Origin of the sequence: Rhodoplanes sp. (genome assembly GCF_013377085.1) — a bacterium.
Taxonomy (GTDB): domain Bacteria; phylum Pseudomonadota; class Alphaproteobacteria; order Rhizobiales; family Xanthobacteraceae; genus Rhodoplanes.
The window spans coordinates 1-17,622 of the sequence record NZ_JACAAX010000017.1 but is presented as its reverse complement, the minus strand read 5'-3'; the positions used below and the strand labels follow the sequence as shown (position 1 = coordinate 17,622).

Below are 17,622 nucleotides of genomic sequence, written 5' to 3'. Positions count from 1 at the left end.
GCCATCATGCAAGAAAACGCCCGGGCCATGGGCCCGGGCGTCGAGGGGATCGCGTCGGTGGTGGGGCCGGTCCGTCCCGTGATCCGCCTTGCTGGTGGCGAGCCGGCTTGCGCCGCCCGCCCGTCCGCGGCCCGCCGCTAGGCGGCCCGGATGGTGTTCAGGAACTTGCCGACCTCGAGCTTGAGGCGGTTGCTCTCGCTCGACAGGGACTGGGCCGAGGACAGCACCTGCGAGGAGGCCGAGCCGGTCTCGGTGGCGCCGCGGTCGACCTCGGTGATGTTGGTGGCGACCTCGGTGGTGCCGGCCGAGGCCTGCGCGACATTGCGGGCGATCTCGGCGGTCGCCGCGCCCTGCTCCTCGATCGCGGCCGCGATCGAGGACGAGATCTCGGCGATGCGGCCGATGGTGCCGCCGATCTCCTTGATGGCCGTCACCGAGTCCTGGGTCGCCTGCTGCATGCCGGCGATCTGGGCGCCGATCTCGCCGGTCGCCTTTCCGGTCTGGGCAGCGAGCGCCTTGACCTCGTTCGCCACCACGGCGAAGCCGCGGCCGGCCTCGCCGGCGCGGGCCGCCTCGATGGTCGCGTTGAGCGCCAGGAGGTTGGTCTGCTCGGCGATCGCCGTGATCAGCTTGACGACGTCGCCGATCCGGCTCGCCGCCTGCGACAGCTCGGTGATGCGGCCGTCGGTCTTCTCGGCCTGCTTGACCGCCTCGTTGGCGATCCGGCTCGACTCCTGCACCTGGCGCGCGATCTCGTGCACCGAGGATGCCATCTCGTTGGTGGCCGAGGCGACGCTCTGCACGTTGCTCGAGGCGTTTTCGGAGGCGGAGGCCACCTTGGTGGACAGCCGCTGGGTCGTCTCGGCCGTGCGGGTGAGGGTGCCGGCGGCGCGCTCGAGCTCGCCCGAGGCCGACGACACCGTCTCGACGATCTCGCCGACCGCGGCTTCGAAGCCGTCGGCGAGGTTGCGCATGTCGGCCTTGCGCTGCGTCTCGGCCTTCGCCTGGTCCTCGGCGCGCTGGGCGATCATCTGCCGGAGATCCCGCATCATCTTGCGCAGGGTCTCGGCGAGCGTGCCGACCTCGTCGGTCTGCTGGACGTCGAGCGTCTGGTCGAAATTGCCGGCCGCGATGCCCTCGGCGAAGCGGACGCTCTGCTGGATCGGCCGCGAGATGGTGCGGGCGACGACCCACATCAACGCGATGGCCGCCATCGCGACCAGGAGGCCGACGACGATCTGCCACAGGGTCGTCGCGTTGCCGCGGGCGCTCAGATTGGCGGACAGGGCGTGCGCCTCGGCCAGCACCACGTCCTGCGGCACCTGGATCAGCACGGACCACGACATGCCGGTGCGTCCGAACGGGATCGGCGAGAAGGCGCGCATCAGCTTGGTCTGCGGATCGGTCTCGACCGACGGCTCGCCCTTCGAGATGTGCTCGAGATCGGCCTTCCAGCCCTGGTTGAAGGCGGACATCGGCTGGCCGATCAGGTCGGCGCGGCCGCTGTGGGCGGCGATCAGGCCCTTGTCGCTGAGGATGACCACCTCGCTCTTGCCGGCGAAGACGCTTCGGCTGAGATCGGTCGCGAGCTTCTGGACGAAGTCGAGGTTGAAGTCGGTTCCGGCGAGGCCGCGGAACTTGCCGTCGATCATCACCGGCACCGACAAGGTGGCGAGGTAGACGCTCTTGCCCTGCACGATGTAGGGCAGCGGGCCGAGCACGCTCTCCTTGGCGCCTTCCTGCAGGCTGATGTACCAGCCGCCCTTCATCACGCCGTTCGGATGGAGGTCGCGGCTGTCGTATTCGACCAACGGCTGCAGCGCGACCTTGCCGTCCTGTCCGCGGGTCCAGTAGGGCAGGAACCGGCCGGTGCCGTCCGAGCCGGCGTCCTTGCGATTGCGGAACTCGCTGTCGCGGTTGTCGACCGCGTTCGGCTCCCAGGCCGAGTAGGTGCCGTTGAGCTGCGGATTCTTGTTGAGCACGTCGAGCAGGATGCGGTTGAGCTGATCGCGACGGATCTCGGTGGGCGTCGCCTCGCCGGCCTTGCCGGCCAGCACGCCGAAGCTGTCTGCCATGGTGCGGGCCGCGACGAGCGCAACCGTGAATTCGCGTTGAATGGCCCGCGCCTCGCGCGCCGACAGAGCGCTGAGCGACTCGCGGCCGTTGCGCTCCAACAGCTCGGTCACGGTCGTGTCGACGAACTGGTTGTTCCAGCTCGACGACAGGACGCCGTAGCCGACCAGGGCGCCGGCGGTGCCGACGAGACAGAGCCCGGCCAAGGCCGCGATCTTCGCCTGGATGGATTTTGCGATGATGGAAGGCAACTTCATGATGCGACCTCTGGATCGAACAGTGTTGGCCGAATCAGCGAAGGCTCGATGGTCAGGTCGCCTGTCAGAAAGCGCGAGGGTCGAGTGTGCCGCTGGAATACGCCGGCCGAATGATGAAAGAGAGATTATCGATGAACTTATAAGTATGCGTATATGCCCCGCCCGATGGACGAGTCCAATGATCGGTTCGAATACGTAGTATCTTTGTATTGATCGTGACTGGTTCAGTCTTTGGCTCGGAAGCTCGGTAGACGACTGATCCGAAAAAAGCCCGGGCTGTTCTGGCCCGGGCTGCAGGGGGGGGCTGCATCGGCGGGAACAGTGTCCCGCTCTCGTGATCAGCTCGCGTGACGCGATATCGTCGTCACGCGGCCCGGATGGTGGTGAGAAACTTGCCCACCTCGAGCTTCAGCCGGTTGCTCTCGCTCGACAGGGACTGGGCCGAGGACAGCACCTGCGAGGAGGCCGAGCCGGTCTCGGCGGCGCCGCGGTCGACCTCGGTGATGTTGTTCGCGACCTCGGTCGTGCCGGTCGAGGCCTGCTGGACGTTGCGGGCGATCTCGCCGGTTGCCGCGCCCTGCTCCTCGACGGCGGCCGCGATGGTCGCGGCGATCTCGGCGATCTTGCCGATGGTGCCGCCGATCTCCTTGATGGCCGACACCGAGTCCTGGGTCGCCGCCTGCATGCCGGCGATTTGCGCCGAGATGTCGCCGGTCGCCTTGCCGGTCTGGGCGGCCAGTGCCTTGACCTCCTGGGCGACCACGGCGAAGCCCTTGCCGGCCTCGCCGGCGCGCGCCGCCTCGATGGTCGCATTCAGGGCCAGCAGGTTGGTCTGCTCGGCGATGGCGGTGATCAGCTTGACGACGTCGCCGATGCGGCTGGCCGCCTGCGACAGCTCGGTGATCCGACCGTCGGTCTTCTCGGCCTGCTTGACGGCCTCGTTGGCGATGCGGCTCGACTCCTGCACCTGGCGGGAGATCTCGTGCACCGACGAGGCCATCTCGGTGGTGGCCGAGGCGACGCTCTGCACGTTGGTCGAGGCGGTCTCGGAGGCGGCGGCGACCCGGGTGGCGAGGGTCTGCGTCGTCTCCGCCGTGCGGGTGAGGGTGCCGGCGGCGGCCTCGAGCTCGGTGGAGGCGGACGACACCGTCTCGATGATCTCGCCGACGGCGCCCTCGAACGTGTCGGCGAGCGTGCGCATGTCACGCTTGCGCTGCTCGGCGGCACGATGCTCCGCCTCTTGCTGCGCGGCCGCCTCCTCGCGCGCCTTCTCGGCGGCCTTGATCTTGAACGCCTCGACCGCATCGGCGATCTGGCCGATCTCGTCCTTGCGGCCGACACCGGCCAGCACCACGTCGAAGTTGCCCTCCGCCAACTGCCGCATGCCGTCCGTCAGCAATCGGAGCGGACGTGAAATGCCGAACTGGGCGATCGCGAAGGCGACAGCCAGCGCGATGCCGACGCCAGCCCCGATGATCGTGTAGGTCGCCGTGATCGAGCTCTCGCTCGCCTCCGTCAGCCCTTTTGAACCGTTGGTGATGGCTCTCTCGATCTCGGCGGCGACCTCGGTCGACATGCTCACGGTCTTGGTGATCAGCGGGTCGACGGTGCGGCGCAGCAGCTCGGTGGCTTCGGCGTTCTTGTTTGCGAGCCCGAGCTCCATCACCGGCTTGCCGGCCGTGCCGACGGCGCGGAGGGTCTGCTCGATCTCGGTGATGCGGGCGGCGACGGCGGGCATCTTGGCCTTGGCCGTCGCGGCCTGCTCGAGCGTGAAGGCGAGAGACTTCTCGAGTTGCGGCGGCAGCTTGGCCATCTCGGTGTCGTCGGTCTCGGCGATCACTCTGTAGAGATACATCTCGTATTGATAGATGCCCCGGTTCAGGCGTGCCGTTGCCGTCCGCGCCGCCGCTTCGCTGTCGAGGAAGTGGGAGTATCCGGCGTCGATCGAATGCATCTGAGAGCCGGCATACCATGCTCCGAACCCGGCGATCGCCGCGAGCAGGACGACGACCGCGAGGATCTTCGGAAGAATGGGGATACGAGACAGCAGCGACATCGGGGTTCTCCAGCAGGGCGGTAGGCTACGTAGCTTCGGGCTCCAGGCGACGAGGCGCGGCGGTGCCGTCTCGTCGCGGACGCCGGAACAGGGACGGGATGATCGAGCTGCTTCCGGAACGACAGGCCCGATGGAAGCAGGGCACGTGGGGCATGGTGGCGTCCGCGTCGACCGGCACGGCGAGGTCGACAGCAAGATCGCTCTCTCGATTTGTGAAGGACATGAATTAAAATTTGTTTTCTTTGAACACATACGGGAATTCAGAAGGTTGGGCTGCAGATGAGCAGTTTTCAATACTTTCGTATTAGCCGGGATATGGCGCATTTCCTAAGAAGGTCATCGCAGCCAGCATCGGGAAAGCCCTGCGCGGCCCTTGTGACGGGTGGTCGAATCCTCGGCGCTCGGTGTTTCCGCGGGGACGGGGATGCCGGTTTCGCTCTGCAGACCGGACGGCCCGGCAAGGTTGTTGCCCCATCCCGGACGGCCGGCTTCCTCATCTCGCGACACACGAAAAAGGCCCGGGCTTTTCTGGCCCGGGCCGGGAGTGTCGTGACGTCGGCGGACTGGATGCCGCTCTGGTGATCAGGTCGCGTGACGCGATATGGTCGTCACGCGGCCCGGATGGTGGTGAGGAACTTGCCGACCTCGAGCTTGAGGCGGTTGCTCTCGCTCGACAGGGACTGGGCCGAGGACAGCACCTGCGAGGAGGCCGAGCCGGTCTCGGCGGCGCCGCGGTCGACCTCGGTGATGTTGCTCGCGACCTCGGTGGTGCCGGTCGAGGCCTGCTGGACATTGCGGGCGATCTCGCTGGTCGCCGCGCCCTGCTCCTCGACGGCGGCCGCGATGGTCGCGGTGATCTCGGCGATGCGGCCGATGGTGCCGCCGATCTCCTTGATGGCCGTGACCGAGTCCTGGGTCGCGGCCTGCATGCCGGCGATCTGGGCCGCGATGTCGCCGGTCGCCTTGCCGGTCTGGCCGGCCAGCGCCTTGACCTCGCTCGCCACCACGGCAAAGCCCCGCCCGGCCTCGCCGGCCCGCGCCGCCTCGATGGTGGCGTTGAGCGCCAGCAGGTTGGTCTGCTCGGCGATCGCCGTGATCAGCTTGACCACGTCGCCGATGCGGCTCGCGGCCTGCGACAGCTCGTTGATGCGGCCGTCGGTCTTCTCGGCCTGCTTGACGGCCTCGTTGGCGATGCGGCTCGACTCCTGCACCTGGCGCGAAATCTCGTGCACCGAGGAGGTCATCTCCTGGGTCGCGGAGGCGACGCTCTGCACATTGGTCGAGGCCTGCTCGGAGGCGGCGGCCACGCGGGTGGAGAGCCGCTGGGTGTTCTCCGCCGTCGTGGTGAGGGTCCCGGCCGCAGCCTCGAGCTCGGTCGAGGCCGACGACACCGTCTCGATGATCTCGCCCACCGCGGCCTCGAAGCCGTCGGCGATCTTGGTCATCTCCGCCTTGCGCTGTGCGACGGCGCGCCGGTCGATCTCCTGCTGCTCCTGCTGCAGCTTGATCTTCTCGATCCCGTTCTGCTTGAACACCACGGCCGCCTTGGCGATGTCGCCGACCTCGTCGCCGCGGTCCATGCCGGTGATGTCGATCTTGAAGTCGTCCTTGGCGAGCGCCTGCAGGCTCCGCACCGAGGCGGCGATCGGCCGGGCGATGCCGAACTGGCCGATGAAGAAGCCGAGCGCCAATGCGCCGAGAATGCCGCCGGCGGCCACCATGATGATGAGGGTCGAGCCGCGGCTGGCGGTCGTCGCGGCCAGCGCGGCGAGCTCCTTCACCTGGTTGGCGACGATCGTATTGTAATCGCGGGTGCGGGTGCGGGCCTTTTCCTGGGCTTCCCGGCTGGCAGCGGCCTCGTCGTTGAGCTTCTCCATCTCGGCCGCGGTCGGCGGATTGGACAGCTTGTCGATGACCGTGTTGGTGGAATCGAGCTCCTTGCGGTAGGCGGCATAGAGCGGCTCCATCTCGGCGATGTAACGACGGTCCTCGGCGTCCGAGGCGATCGCCTTGAGCTGCGCGAAGCGGTCGTCGAATTGCTTGATCTCCCGTGCGATGCGCTCGCGCGCGTCCTTGATCACGTCGGCTCGCGGCCGCGCCGCCATCCGGAATTCTCCGCGGTTCATCGCCAGCAGGTTGATGTTGAGCTGCGACGACAGCGTATTCTTGGCGCCGGCGGCCTCGGCCTGATGGTTGACCTCGCTCAGCGACGACATCGCCTCGAGCGCGATGACGCTGATGGCGACGGCGGCGACGCCGAGCAGGGCGATGACGGCGAGGATCTTCGGCAGGATGCGGATGCGGGACAGAATCGACATCGAGGTTCTCCAGCAGAACGATAAGCTTCGCCCCCTTCGCGCGGCGGGCGACAAGACTCGGCGACACCCCTTCGTTGCGGATGCCGGAACAGGTGAGGGATGTTGGACTGCCCCCGGGGGCGACTGGGCCGGTGGAAGCAGGGCACGCAGGGCACGGTGCCGTCCGTTTCGGCCGATCTGGCCGAATCGATGGAGGGACTGCACTCTTCTTGTTTGGAACAAATCGATTAAAATTTGTTTTCTTCGAGCAAATACGAATACTGCGAAACCAGCTCGTTACGCCGCATTTTTCAATACTTTTATACTATTCGCGCGGTCGCTGCTTCGTAGGAAGGTCGTGATAACGGAGGCTTCTGGGCCGACGGTGGCTCGGTTGATCTGAATCCGCCAGTCACGACGCTGAATTTATTTTCGGCGCTGCGGCGGTAATTTCGATTTGCGAACCGAAGTCCACAGGGCGGCCGCCTCTCACGGCGCTCTCGGCGGCTCGCCGGGACAGTTCGCCGGCGGCGCGGCGAGAGTGCTTTCCGGCGAAGCCGGAACCTGCTCACTGTCGAAAATGCGACCGCGTCGAAAATGTCAGGGCTCGACCGGCCACAGCCAGGCGGCGCCGCGCACGCCGCTCGAATCGCCGTGGCGGTTCTTCACGATCGCGGTGTCGAGACGGTCCGTGAAGGCATGGCGCTCGACCAGCGCCGGCAGCACCGCGTACAGCGCGTCGATGTTGGACAGGCCGCCGCCCAGCACGACGGCGTCCGGATCGAGCACGTCGACCACCATGGCGAGGCCGCGCGCCAGCCGGTCCATGTAGGCGTCGAGGCATCTCCGCGCCGCCTCGTCGCCGGTCGCCGCGGCGGCGACGATCGCGTCAGGCGTCGCCTCGCGTCGCGTCATCGCGTGAAAATCGCGGGCGAAGCCGGGTCCGGACAGAAAGGTCTCGATGCAGCCGCGCCGGCCGCAATAGCAGGCCGGGCCTGGTCGCTCGTCGTCGCGCGGCCAGGGCAGGGGCGCATGGCCCCATTCGCCGGCGATGCGGTTGCGGCCCGAGACGACGCGGCCGTCCACCACCAGGCCGCCGCCGACTCCGGTGCCGAGGATGACGCCGAACACCACGCGGGCGCCGGCGGCGGCGCCGTCGGCGGCCTCCGACACGGCGAAGCAGTTGGCGTCGTTTTCGAGCCGCACGGCGCGTCCGAGCGTTTCGGCGAGGTCGCGGTCGAGCGGCCGGCCGTTGAGCACCACGCTGTTGGAGTTTTTCAACAGCCCGGTCGCCGGCGATATGGCCCCGGGTGTCGCGATGCCGACGCTGCCGCGGCCGAACGACTGCTCGGCCGCGGCGACCAGATCCCGAATCGCCGCGAGCGTGCCGTCATAGTCGCCGGCCGGCGTCGCGACGCGCCGTCGCCACAGGTCCTCGCCGTCGTCACCGAGCGCGATGCCCTCGATCTTGGTGCCGCCGAGATCGATGCCGATGCGCATGCTTCACCGCCGCTGCCGTGGGATCGCTCCCGCCGGCAGCGATGCCATCCCGGCGCCTCCGGCGCAACCACCCGCAGGGCAAGCGCCGGCGGTGTGCTCAGCTCGCGCGCTGCCGCAAGGCGCTGGCGATCTCGCCGACCCCGAGAGTCGTCCCGTCGTCGCCTTCGATCAGCAGGACGGAATGGCCGGTGCGGCTCATATGGGCAGCCCAGCCGATCGCCTCGTCCATGTCGGCGACGTCCTTGTGGAGAAGCCGGTCCCTCTCCAGGGGCGAGATGTCGTCTGCGCCGGCCGGCGCGCTGTAGACCCTGTACATGCGACGCTCCATCGCTGATGGACCCGACAAGGGCGAAGCCAATCAGATCCATGGTCCGACCGGTTGAGCGAGATCAAGATCCCTCCGACCGGGTGATGCGGCCCGGCAACGCAGTGCGTCGATCGGGCCGGCCGATGCCGGGTTAAGCTTGAGCGGCGCCCGGGGTTCCGTATCATGGCGCGGGCGTTCGGGGCGCGACGGGGGGACGGGCATGCGCGCGGTCGTGGTGCTGGTCGGGGGGATTCTGCTGGGCGTGGCCACGATTCCGGCCGCGGCGGGCGGTGTCGATCCCGCGGCCATGGCGTTCCTCGACCGGATTTCGCTGCCGACTCCGGCGCCGACCCGGGTCATCTTCTGCCACGGCTTCGGCTGCGCGTTCCGCACCGAGATCGGGCTGGGGCCGGGCGATCGCGCCCATCTGGCATCCCTGATGGCGGCTGGCCACGCCTCTCCGGCGGCCGAGCGGGCCGCCATTGCGCGCGCCGAGGTCTGGTACGAGAAGCGGGTGGCGCCGCTCACCGGCACGGCGAAGGCCAAGGCGCGCGCCGGCGGCCTCGGCCACGCCAACGACCGCACCCAGTTCGACTGCATCGACGCGACCGTCAACACCATCTCGCTGCTGATGGTGCTGGATCAGCTCGGCCTGATGAAGCACCACAACGTCGGCGAGCCGATCTCGCGTCTGCTCACCGGCGGCGGCCCGCACTATACGGCCGTGATCAGCGAGATCCGCACCAAGGCGGAGTGGACCGTCGATCCCTGGACGCACGACCACGGCGAGCTGCCCGACGTGTGGCCGGTGGCGCGCTGGAAGGCCGGCGGATAGGGGCTCGCCGTTGATTCGTCATCCCACTCCCGTCGGAGCGGGATGACGCGGCGGCGGTCGCGGCTGTGCTCTCGGGGGTGACGCGTCCTGGACTGTCGGACGTCTCCCGTCACCTCACCAACTGGCGGTAGATCGCCGGCAGGGCCGCCGGCAGCCGGGCGGCGTCGCCGACGATGGCGTAACCGCCACGGCCGAACAGGGTCGGGAAATAGGACTGCGCCGTCGCGTCGATGGTCACGCCGAACACTGTGATGCCGACCCGGCGCGCCTCGCGCACGGCGATCCGCGTGTCCTCGACGGCGAAACGACCCTCGTAATGGTCGACGTCGTTAGGCTTGCCGTCGGTGAGCACCAGCAGCAGCTTCTTGCGACTCGGCTCGTCGGCGAGCGTTGCCGTGGCATGGCGGACGGCGGCACCGATACGCGTGTAGTAGCCGGGACGTAGCGCGCCGATGCGCCGCTCGATCGTCATCGACATCGGCTCGCCGAACGCCTTGACGGTCTCGATCCGAACCCAGGAGCGGCGGCGCGACGTGAAAGTGAGGATGCAGTGGCGGTCGCCGCAGGCCGAGAGGCCGTGCGCCAGCACCAGCAGCGCCTCCTTCTCGACGTCGAGCACGCGGCGGCCGTCGACCCAAGCGTCGGTCGACAGCGACACGTCGACCAGAAGAGTCACGGCGAGATCGTGTCCCTGCGGCCGCACGGCGATATGAACGCGGTCCGAGCCGGCGCCGCCGGACCGAAGGTCGCAGCGCGACCGCACCAGCGAATCGAGATCCAGGTCGGAGCCGTCCTGCTGGGCGCGCAGCGTCTCGTGGCGCGGCCGCAGCGCCTCGAACTGCCGCCGCACGCGGTTGACGTGCTTGCGGGCGACGGCGTCCGGCTCCCAGCTCTCACCTTCCTCCGCGGCCGGCGCCGCCAGCACGCGGCAATGGTCCGGCCAATAGATGCTCCGACGATAGTCCCATTCCGGATAGGTGAGGTCGGCCGTGATCCGCGTGCCGTCGACGGCGCCCGGCGGCAGGTCGAGATCGAACTTCAGCTTCGTGGCCGGGCTGCCGTTCCGCTGCCCGACCTTCATCTCCTCGAGCTCGTCCGCGGCCTTCTGGGCGTCCTCGTCCTCGCTGTCGTCGGTCGGCCGGGCGACGTTCACCATCTCGGCCATCGCCAGGATCTTCTCGAAGCGGTTGAGGGCGAACGGGTCGCGCTGTCGGCGTTCGTCGTCCTCCTCGCGGACCGCGAAGCGCTTGCGGGTCTCCACGGCCGAGGCGGCCGCCGAGCCGGCGGGCTCGTCGGCCTCGGCGTGTGAGGCGCCGGGCGTGCGAGTCCAGGCGTCGCCCCACAAAGGACATGGCAGGACGGGCTGATAGGCGACCGGCCCGTGCGCCGGCAGCGGGCCGTCGTCGACGACGGAGTCCCACAGACGGCCGCGCGGTGGTTCCGCCGCGGCGAGCAGGGCCAGGACCACGTCCTCCATGGTGCGCTCGGCCGACGGCAACGGCCGTAGCGGACGCGCCGCCGCCATCGCCGTGCAGAGCGCGTGATAGGGTTCGGCCAAGCCGGGAAAGTCGCGGAGCACCGCGCCCACGGTGCTGCGCACCCGCCGGAGCAGCAGGATGTCGCGGCGCAGGAGATCGGGCTCCTCGATGGTGTCGAGCGGCACCACGGCGAACCACGCGGCGAGCCAGCGATAGTGCGCCCGGTTCAGATCCGGGTCGGCGAACAGGGCGATGCGGTCGGGCAGGAACAGGGTCGCGGTGTCGCGGCCCGGATGGTCGAGCCGCTCCTCGCCGAGCCCGATACGCTGCCGCCAGCCGAGACGATGGCCGAACTTCCGCGCGCCCGCACCGGCGAGCTGGACACCCGGCTCTCCGCCGAAACCGCGAAACATCACGGCGAGCGGGGACCGCATCTCGTCGAGCGTCACCGCGTGCTCCGGGAAGCTCGGATAGGTCGCGACGCCGCCGACCAACCGGTGCCAGGCGCGGCCGACCGTCTCTTCCAGTTCCAGGAAATCGAGCATGTGGTCGTCCTGTCCTCGTCGTTCCGGGGCGGCGCGCATCGGCGATCCGGGAATCCGTGTGCGCAGGCGAGGGGGTGGGGTCCGGGCGCGCGGCCTCGCGGCCGCGGCCGGAACACGGGACTTTCACCCGACCACGGCCTTGGCCACCTCGATCAAGGCTGCGCGGACGTCCGGCTCGTCGGTCAGCGGCTCGATCATGGCGGCCAGCACCGCCTCGCGCATCGTGAGCCCGGCCGCGATCAGGTTCGCGCAATAGACGACGAGGCGGGTCGAGACGCCCTCTTCGAGATCGTGGCCCTTGAGGGCACGCAGGCGCGCCGCCAGCGCGACCAGCGGGCGGACGCGCTCGATCGGCAGGCCACTCTCGGCCGTTACCACGGCGGCCTCCTGGTCGGCCGGGAGGAAGTCGAACTCGATCGCGACGAAGCGCTGGCGGGTCGACGGCTTGAGCGCCTTCAGCAGGCTCTGGTAACCGGGATTGTAGGAGACGACGAGCATGAAGCCGGGAGGCGCCGAGAGTTCCTCGCCGGTGCGCTCGAGCGGCAGGATGCGACGATCGTCGGTGAGCGGATGCAGCACGACGGCCACGTCCTTGCGGGCCTCGACGATCTCGTCGAGATAGCAGATGCCGCCCTCGCGCACGGCTCGGGTCAGCGGGCCGTCGCACCATACAGTGTCGCCGCCTTTCAGCAGGTGGCGCCCGGTGAGGTCGGCGGCCGACAGGTCGTCGTGGCAGGCGACGGTGTGGAGCGGAAGGCCGAGCCGCGCCGCCATGTGGGCGACGAAGCGCGTCTTGCCGCAGCCGGTCGGTCCTTTGAGCAGCAGCGGCAGACGACGTCGCCACGCGTGCTCGAACAGCGCACACTCGTTTCCGGTCGCCGTGTAGTGGGGAACGGCGGTCGCGGCGGCGCCGGCCGATTCGGTCGCATTGGCGAAGGGCTTCATCGTCGTCTCTCCGGGGGAGCGGAAAAGCGGCGGCCGCGGAGGACAAGCCGCGGCCGCCCGTCGACCTACTCGGCCGGTTGCATGGCACCCGACACAGGCGCCGACCTCTCGCGTCCGGGCACCAGCACGGCCCACACGAACATCAGCGCGGCGATCAGCACGGCCACGCCCGCCCCGAGCCGGACCCAGTAGAACGGCGCGATCTGATCCTGGACGTCCATGAACCCCTGGCCGAGCACCCGTTGCAGATGGACCTGCAGGACGCCCGCGAAAGTGAGCGCGAAAGTCATGACAGACATGGCGCCGCACATGATCCAGAAGCTCGCGATGCTGAGCCACTGGTTGTAGGGAGCGCGGCCCCGGAGCTGCGGGAACGCATAGGCCATCACCGAGAGGTTCAGCATCACGTAGGCGCCGAAGAAGGCGAGGTGGCCGTGTGCCGCCGTGACCTGGGTCCCGTGGGTGTAGTAGTTGACGACCGACAGCGTGTGCAGGAAACCCCATACGCCGGCGCCGAAGAAGGCCATGGCGGAGCAACCGACCGACCACAGCAGGGCGGCGCGGTTGGGGTGCTTGCGGCCGGCCTTCCAGGTCATCTGCACGGTGAAGACCATCATGGCGAAGAACGGCGCCACCTCGAGGGTCGAGAACAGCGAGCCGATCCACTGCCAGTATCCGGGCGCACCGATCCAGTAGTAGTGGTGGCCGGTGCCGAGAATGCCGGAGAACAGCGCGAGGCCGATGATGACGTAGAGCCACTTCTCGACCACCTCGCGGTCGATGCCGTTGAGCTTGATCATCAGGTAGGCCAGCACCGAGGCCATGATCAGCTCCCACACGCCCTCGACCCACAGATGCACGATGTACCACCAGTACAACTTGTCGAGCGCGAGGTTGGCCGGATTATAGAAGGAGAACAGGAAGAAGATCGCGACACCCCACAGGCCGAACAGCAGGATGTTGGTGACGACGGTCTTGCGTCCCTTCAGCGCCGTCATGGTGACGTTGAACAGGAACATCAGGCACACCACGACGATACCGACCTTGATGGCGAACGGCTGCTCCAGGAACTCGCGGCCCTCGTGGTAGTGGAACAGATAGCCGACCACGGCGATGCCGGCGGCGGCGAAGAACAGCCAGAACTGAATCTTGGCGATCAGCGTGCTGTAGAGCTCCGTCTCGGTCTCCTCGGGAAGCAGGAAATACGTCGCTCCCATGAACCCCATCAGCGACCACACCACCAGCGCGTTGGTGTGGATCATCCGGATGATGTTGAACGGCAGCAGCACCGACAGCGTGTTGGGCAGCACATAGACGGTGGCAGCCAGCACTCCGAAGACGACCTGGGCGAGGAACAGAGTCAGCGCGCCGTAGAAGTAGAGAAGCGCGATACGTTGGCTTTGGTAAGTCATGGCAGGACCTGGGTTCGAGTGGGCTCGGCGGCGAGGCGCAGCGTCAGCCGGCCTTGTTGGGCGGCCAGTTCTGGGTCTTGATGCGGCTCGTCCATTCCAGGAAGTCGGCGAGGTCGTTCAGCTCCTGGTCGGAAAGATCGAATTGCGGCATCTGCCGGCGCCCCGGCGTGCCGGACGGCTGCGACTGCATCCACGCCTTGATCAGCTCGCGGGCGGCGGCGGGGTCCTCTCGGCCGCCCCAACGGTCCCAGACATTGCCGAGCTCCGGTGCGAAATAGGCGCCTTCGCCGAGCAGCGTGTGGCAGTTGATGCAGGAGTGCTTCTCCCACAACCGCTTTCCGCGCGCGACGCCCGCGCTGAGCGTCGCCTGGTCGGTCGAGCGGTTCACCATGTACCAGTGACTGTGGGCGGTGAGCCCGATGAAGATCGCGAAGAAGAAGGCCGAGCCGCCGTAGAAGACGTTTCGGGCCGCCGACTTGGTGAGGCGTTCAGCCATCGCGGGTCCTTTCGACCTGACATGCGGAGTAAGCGAGCGGCCGCGACGCTAACAAAGGCGGCCGACCGTTCTTTGCCGAAACGCAAGCAATGCAGCTGAGCGGGCGGTGCGACCTCAGCGCAACAGCATCGCGGCGGCGCCGCCCCAGGCGATCGCCGCGATCAGGACGACCCAGCCGCAGACGAGTCCGCGCCACGGCGGTGGCGTCTTTCTCAGTCCGAGAAAATCCAACACGACGGTGCAGCCTTTCAGGACTGCGGCGCCGATCACCAGGCTGTTCGCGGCGATCGGCGGCGGCGGGACGACCGTCACGACGATGCCCGCCGTCGTCAGGGCGAGGAGAATCACGAATGCGGTATCGGACCGCCGTCGGTCGGGAAGAGTCACCTCAGCGCACCAGATAGACGATCGGGAAGATCAGCAGCCACACGAGGTCCACCATATGCCAGAACGCCGTCCCGGTTTCGATCGCGTCGACCGTCGCGCGGGGCGCGACGACGCCGAGGATGACGATCCCGAGGACGACGTGCAGGAGGTGGAAGCCCGTGATCAGCACGTAGAGAGTGGCGAACACGCTCGTCTCGGGATCGAGACCCGCCGCGAGTTCGGTCGCGTACTCGAAGAGCTTGATCGCCGCGAAGGCGACGCCGAGCGCCATCGCGCCGACGAGGAGGCGTCGCGCCGACGCACGGGCGCCCACGCGTGCGGCCGCGATTGCGCGGGCGGCGAGCCAGCCGCTCGTGATCAGCACCAGCGTGTTGGCGAAGGCAGGGCGGGGATCGAGCAGGGCCTGGACGGTCGCGACGTCGTCGGGGTGGACGAGGCGGACGACCGCGACAATGACCAGCAGGGCACCGAACACCACGAGCTCGCTCAGGATCAGCACCCACATCATCGGATGGCCGGGCAGTGTGTCGAGGACACCCCAGCCGGCCGCGTCGGTCTCGATGTCGCGTTCGACCGTCATGCACGCTCTCGTTCGTCGAGGTGCAGCGAGGTGATCCCGGTGGCCGGACAGGATCGTTGCGGGATCACAAACACGGATGCGATCTCGAGCACGGACGTCATCGCGTCGTAGTTTGCGGGCCGGCAATCACGGGCCGGGGCGGCGCGTGCTAGGAGTCGTCGCGGCGATCGCGGATCCACCGTTAGCGGAGCGATCGGTATCGGAGTATCCCGCCATGAACGACGCCCAAGTCGGCCTTCTGGTCGCGACGCCGATCGTCGTGGTGTTCGCGGTGGCGCTGCGCCGCATGGGCGCGGTCCGGACGACCGGCGCGATCGTGGCCGTTGTGGCGTCGGTCGTCATCGCCGCCGTGCTGTTCTTTTCGCAGTGAGGTCGGCGGGAGCGGGCGGGGCATCGGGCGATCACCCCGTCCGCGCCGGCTGGATTCGAGCCGATTGGCGCTTTTGCGATACCGGTCCGGCGGAGCTCACTCCCCGGCGAGCCGCAGCGGCGTCCGGGCGCCGCGCTCGGCGAGTCGCAGGCGCTGCTCCTCGCGGGCCATGTAGTCGCGCGTTATCGGCACCACACCCTGCCGCTTGGTGAGCTGGATCTGGAACACCATCATGTTCTGCTCGCGGAACGCCATCTCGGAGGCGGCGAGGTAAAACTCCCACATGCGCACGAAGCGGCCGTCGTAGAGCCGCATGGCGTCGTCGCGGTGGGCGAGGAAGCGCTCGCGCCACGCCTTCAGGGTCTCGGCATAATGCAGGCGGAGGATCTCGATGTCGGTCACCAGCAGGCCAGCCCGCTCGATCGCCGGCAGCACCTCGGAGAGGGCCGGGATGTAGCCGCCCGGAAAGATGTACTTGGCGATCCAGGGATTCGTGTAGGCCGGCCCCTCCGAGCGGCCGATCGCGTGCAGCAGCATCACGCCGTCCGGGCCGAGCGCGCCGGCGCAGGCGCGGAAGAAGGCGTCGTAGAACTTCACCCCGACATGCTCGAACATGCCGACCGAGACGATCCGGTCGAAGGTTTCGGCGACGTCGCGATAGTCCTGCAGGCGGAACCGGACGGTGTCGGCCAGGTCCTTGTCGCGGGCGCGCGCCTGCGCGACCGCGAGCTGCTCGGTCGACAGCGTCAGGCCCGTGACCATGGCGCCGCAGAGCTCTGCGAGATACAGGCCGAGCCCGCCCCAGCCGGAGCCGATGTCGAGCACCCGTTGGCCCGGGGCGAGGCGGAGCTTCGCCGCGATATGGCGCTTCTTGGCGAGCTGGGCGTCGTCGAGCGAAGCGTCGGGCGCCTCGAAATAGGCACAGGAATACTGACGGTCGGAATCGAGAAACAGGGCGTAGAGCCGACTGTCGAGATCGTAGTGATGGGCGACGTTGCGGCGCGACGTGGTCCGCCGGTTCCATTGGGCGAGCTTGCGCAGCAGGAAGCGCAGCAGCACCAGCGGTTGCACCCAGGGCAGGGGACACGAGACGGCGGCGGCCTCCCCGACCAGCCGCAGGAAGTCGGCGATCGAGCCGTCCTCGATCACGAATGTGCCGTTCATGAAGGCTTCGCCCAGGCGCAGCTCGGGGTCGAGCAGCACGGCCCACTGCGTGGTTGTCCGGGTGAACCGCACGGCCACGGCGGGGGCGCCGCCGTCCCCGAACCGGAACACCTGTCCGGACGCGGTGGTGACCCGGAGCGAGCCCCGGCGAATCAGCTTGGCGAATGTCAGGCGTAGGAGACGGTCCATCGGCGAACCTCGTGCCGTACCAGGAGGCACGGCCGCGGCTCGCTTGGCCCAGACGGGCGGATCACCGCGGTCCCGCCGAGGGATACCTCCCTCGGGCCCGTGTCTCGCGGTTCAAAACGCTAGTCCAAACGGGTTGGTCCCGGCAACACACCGGTGGTAGCAAAGCCTTCGTGAAGCCAGAATTTGCCTCGCAAGTGCGCCGGAGCTACGTAGGGGCGGCCGTGCCGTCGGGGTGTCGACAGAGGTGCGGCGGCGCCGTCCGGCAACCCGCCGGCACGCTGATGGACGGACGAGACGAGAGGTTTTTGGGGATGGCAGTCGTGGTGAGAGCATTTGCGCTGGCGGGTGGCCTGGCGCTTGGCGGGCTGGCCTGCGGGCTCGGCGCGACCGACGCGGCCGCGCAGACCGATCTCACGGCGGGCAAGAGCGCGGCCCAGATGTTCTCGTCCGACTGCTCGGCCTGCCACCGCTCGCCGTCCGGGTTGAGCCGCGGCCGCGACCCGTCGTCGGTCGCCCGCTTCCTGCGCGACCACTACACCACCAGCCCGAACAATGCGGGTGCGCTCGCCGGCTATCTGTCGGGGGCCGGTGGCACGGCCCCGGCCGAGCCGCGCGGTCGCCAGCGTCCCATCCCGGGCCAGGCCGAGGAAGGCCGTCCGGCGGAGGCCAGGACTCCGGCAGAGGGCAGGGCTCCGGCAGAGGGTCGGCCGGCCCAGACGGCAGCCCAGCCG

At 68.4% G+C, this 17,622-nt stretch carries 14 protein-coding genes and 1 pseudogene; 3 read left to right on the top strand and 12 right to left on the bottom strand.

The genetic code is table 11. The annotated features are described in order from the left end of the window. Positions 1–137: 137 nt before the first annotated feature. The 5 genes from HXX10_RS13635 to HXX10_RS13615 all read right to left on the bottom strand — a co-directional run bounded on the left by HXX10_RS13635 (position 138) and on the right by HXX10_RS13615 (position 8,499). Positions 138–2,330: a methyl-accepting chemotaxis protein gene (locus tag HXX10_RS13635; protein ID WP_296522912.1), complete on the bottom strand. Its 2,193-nt coding sequence runs from the start codon at positions 2,328–2,330 to the stop codon at positions 138–140. A gap of 364 nt (positions 2,331–2,694) precedes the next feature. Then, complete coding sequence (locus HXX10_RS13630) at positions 2,695–4,386, bottom strand: methyl-accepting chemotaxis protein (RefSeq protein WP_296522910.1); 1,692 nt, start codon at positions 4,384–4,386, stop codon at positions 2,695–2,697. A 608-nt stretch (positions 4,387–4,994) separates the two neighbouring features. Beyond that, on the bottom strand, positions 4,995–6,704 hold the full coding sequence (locus tag HXX10_RS13625; protein WP_296522909.1) for a methyl-accepting chemotaxis protein: 1,710 nt from the start codon (positions 6,702–6,704) through the stop codon (positions 4,995–4,997). A 579-nt stretch (positions 6,705–7,283) separates the two neighbouring features. After that, positions 7,284–8,183, bottom strand: coding sequence for an ROK family protein (locus HXX10_RS13620; RefSeq protein ID WP_296522907.1), 900 nt, complete (start codon positions 8,181–8,183; stop codon positions 7,284–7,286). 97 nt (positions 8,184–8,280) lie between these two features. Then, positions 8,281–8,499: a hypothetical protein gene (locus tag HXX10_RS13615; RefSeq protein WP_296522905.1), complete on the bottom strand. Its 219-nt coding sequence runs from the start codon at positions 8,497–8,499 to the stop codon at positions 8,281–8,283. A gap of 211 nt (positions 8,500–8,710) precedes the next feature. Between HXX10_RS13615 and HXX10_RS13610 the strand changes: the two genes are divergently transcribed. Beyond that, complete coding sequence (locus HXX10_RS13610; RefSeq protein WP_296522903.1) at positions 8,711–9,325, top strand: hypothetical protein; 615 nt, start codon at positions 8,711–8,713, stop codon at positions 9,323–9,325. Positions 9,326–9,434: 109 nt separating this feature from the next. Here the strand turns inward: HXX10_RS13610 and HXX10_RS13605 are convergent, their stop codons facing one another. The 6 genes from HXX10_RS13605 to HXX10_RS13580 form a co-directional block, all read right to left on the bottom strand. Then, positions 9,435–11,348, bottom strand: a complete 1,914-nt coding sequence (locus HXX10_RS13605) for a nitric oxide reductase activation protein NorD (RefSeq protein WP_296522901.1) — start codon at positions 11,346–11,348, stop codon at positions 9,435–9,437. Between the two features lie 123 nt (positions 11,349–11,471). Then, complete coding sequence (locus tag HXX10_RS13600) at positions 11,472–12,293, bottom strand: CbbQ/NirQ/NorQ/GpvN family protein (RefSeq protein WP_296522900.1); 822 nt, start codon at positions 12,291–12,293, stop codon at positions 11,472–11,474. A gap of 65 nt (positions 12,294–12,358) precedes the next feature. Further along, positions 12,359–13,705 carry a cbb3-type cytochrome c oxidase subunit I gene (locus HXX10_RS13595; RefSeq protein ID WP_296522899.1) on the bottom strand — a complete coding sequence of 449 codons (1,347 nt, stop codon included), beginning with the start codon at positions 13,703–13,705 and terminating at the stop codon, positions 12,359–12,361. Positions 13,706–13,748: 43 nt separating this feature from the next. Continuing rightward, entirely contained in the window at positions 13,749–14,201 is a 453-nt protein-coding gene (locus HXX10_RS13590) for a cytochrome c (RefSeq protein ID WP_296522897.1), read from the bottom strand. Positions 14,202–14,315: 114 nt separating this feature from the next. Further along, entirely contained in the window at positions 14,316–14,549 is a 234-nt protein-coding gene (locus HXX10_RS13585) for a cytochrome C oxidase subunit IV family protein (protein WP_296522895.1), read from the bottom strand. Positions 14,550–14,589: 40 nt separating this feature from the next. Continuing rightward, positions 14,590–15,168 (bottom strand): cytochrome c oxidase subunit 3, encoded by a 579-nt coding sequence (locus tag HXX10_RS13580; protein ID WP_296522892.1) that lies wholly within the window; start codon positions 15,166–15,168, stop codon positions 14,590–14,592. Positions 15,169–15,382: 214 nt separating this feature from the next. On the opposite strand from HXX10_RS13580, the gene HXX10_RS13575 reads away from it, so the two are divergent. Beyond that, positions 15,383–15,538, top strand: a complete 156-nt coding sequence (locus HXX10_RS13575) for a hypothetical protein (protein WP_296522890.1) — start codon at positions 15,383–15,385, stop codon at positions 15,536–15,538. 96 nt (positions 15,539–15,634) lie between these two features. On the opposite strand, the gene HXX10_RS13570 is transcribed toward HXX10_RS13575, so the two are convergent. Then, positions 15,635–16,891, bottom strand: coding sequence for a cyclopropane-fatty-acyl-phospholipid synthase family protein (locus HXX10_RS13570; protein ID WP_296522888.1), 1,257 nt, complete (start codon positions 16,889–16,891; stop codon positions 15,635–15,637). Positions 16,892–17,211: 320 nt separating this feature from the next. On the opposite strand from HXX10_RS13570, the pseudogene HXX10_RS13565 reads away from it, so the two are divergent. Further along, a pseudogene (locus HXX10_RS13565) lies at positions 17,212–17,622 on the top strand (hypothetical protein); the annotation flags it as partial.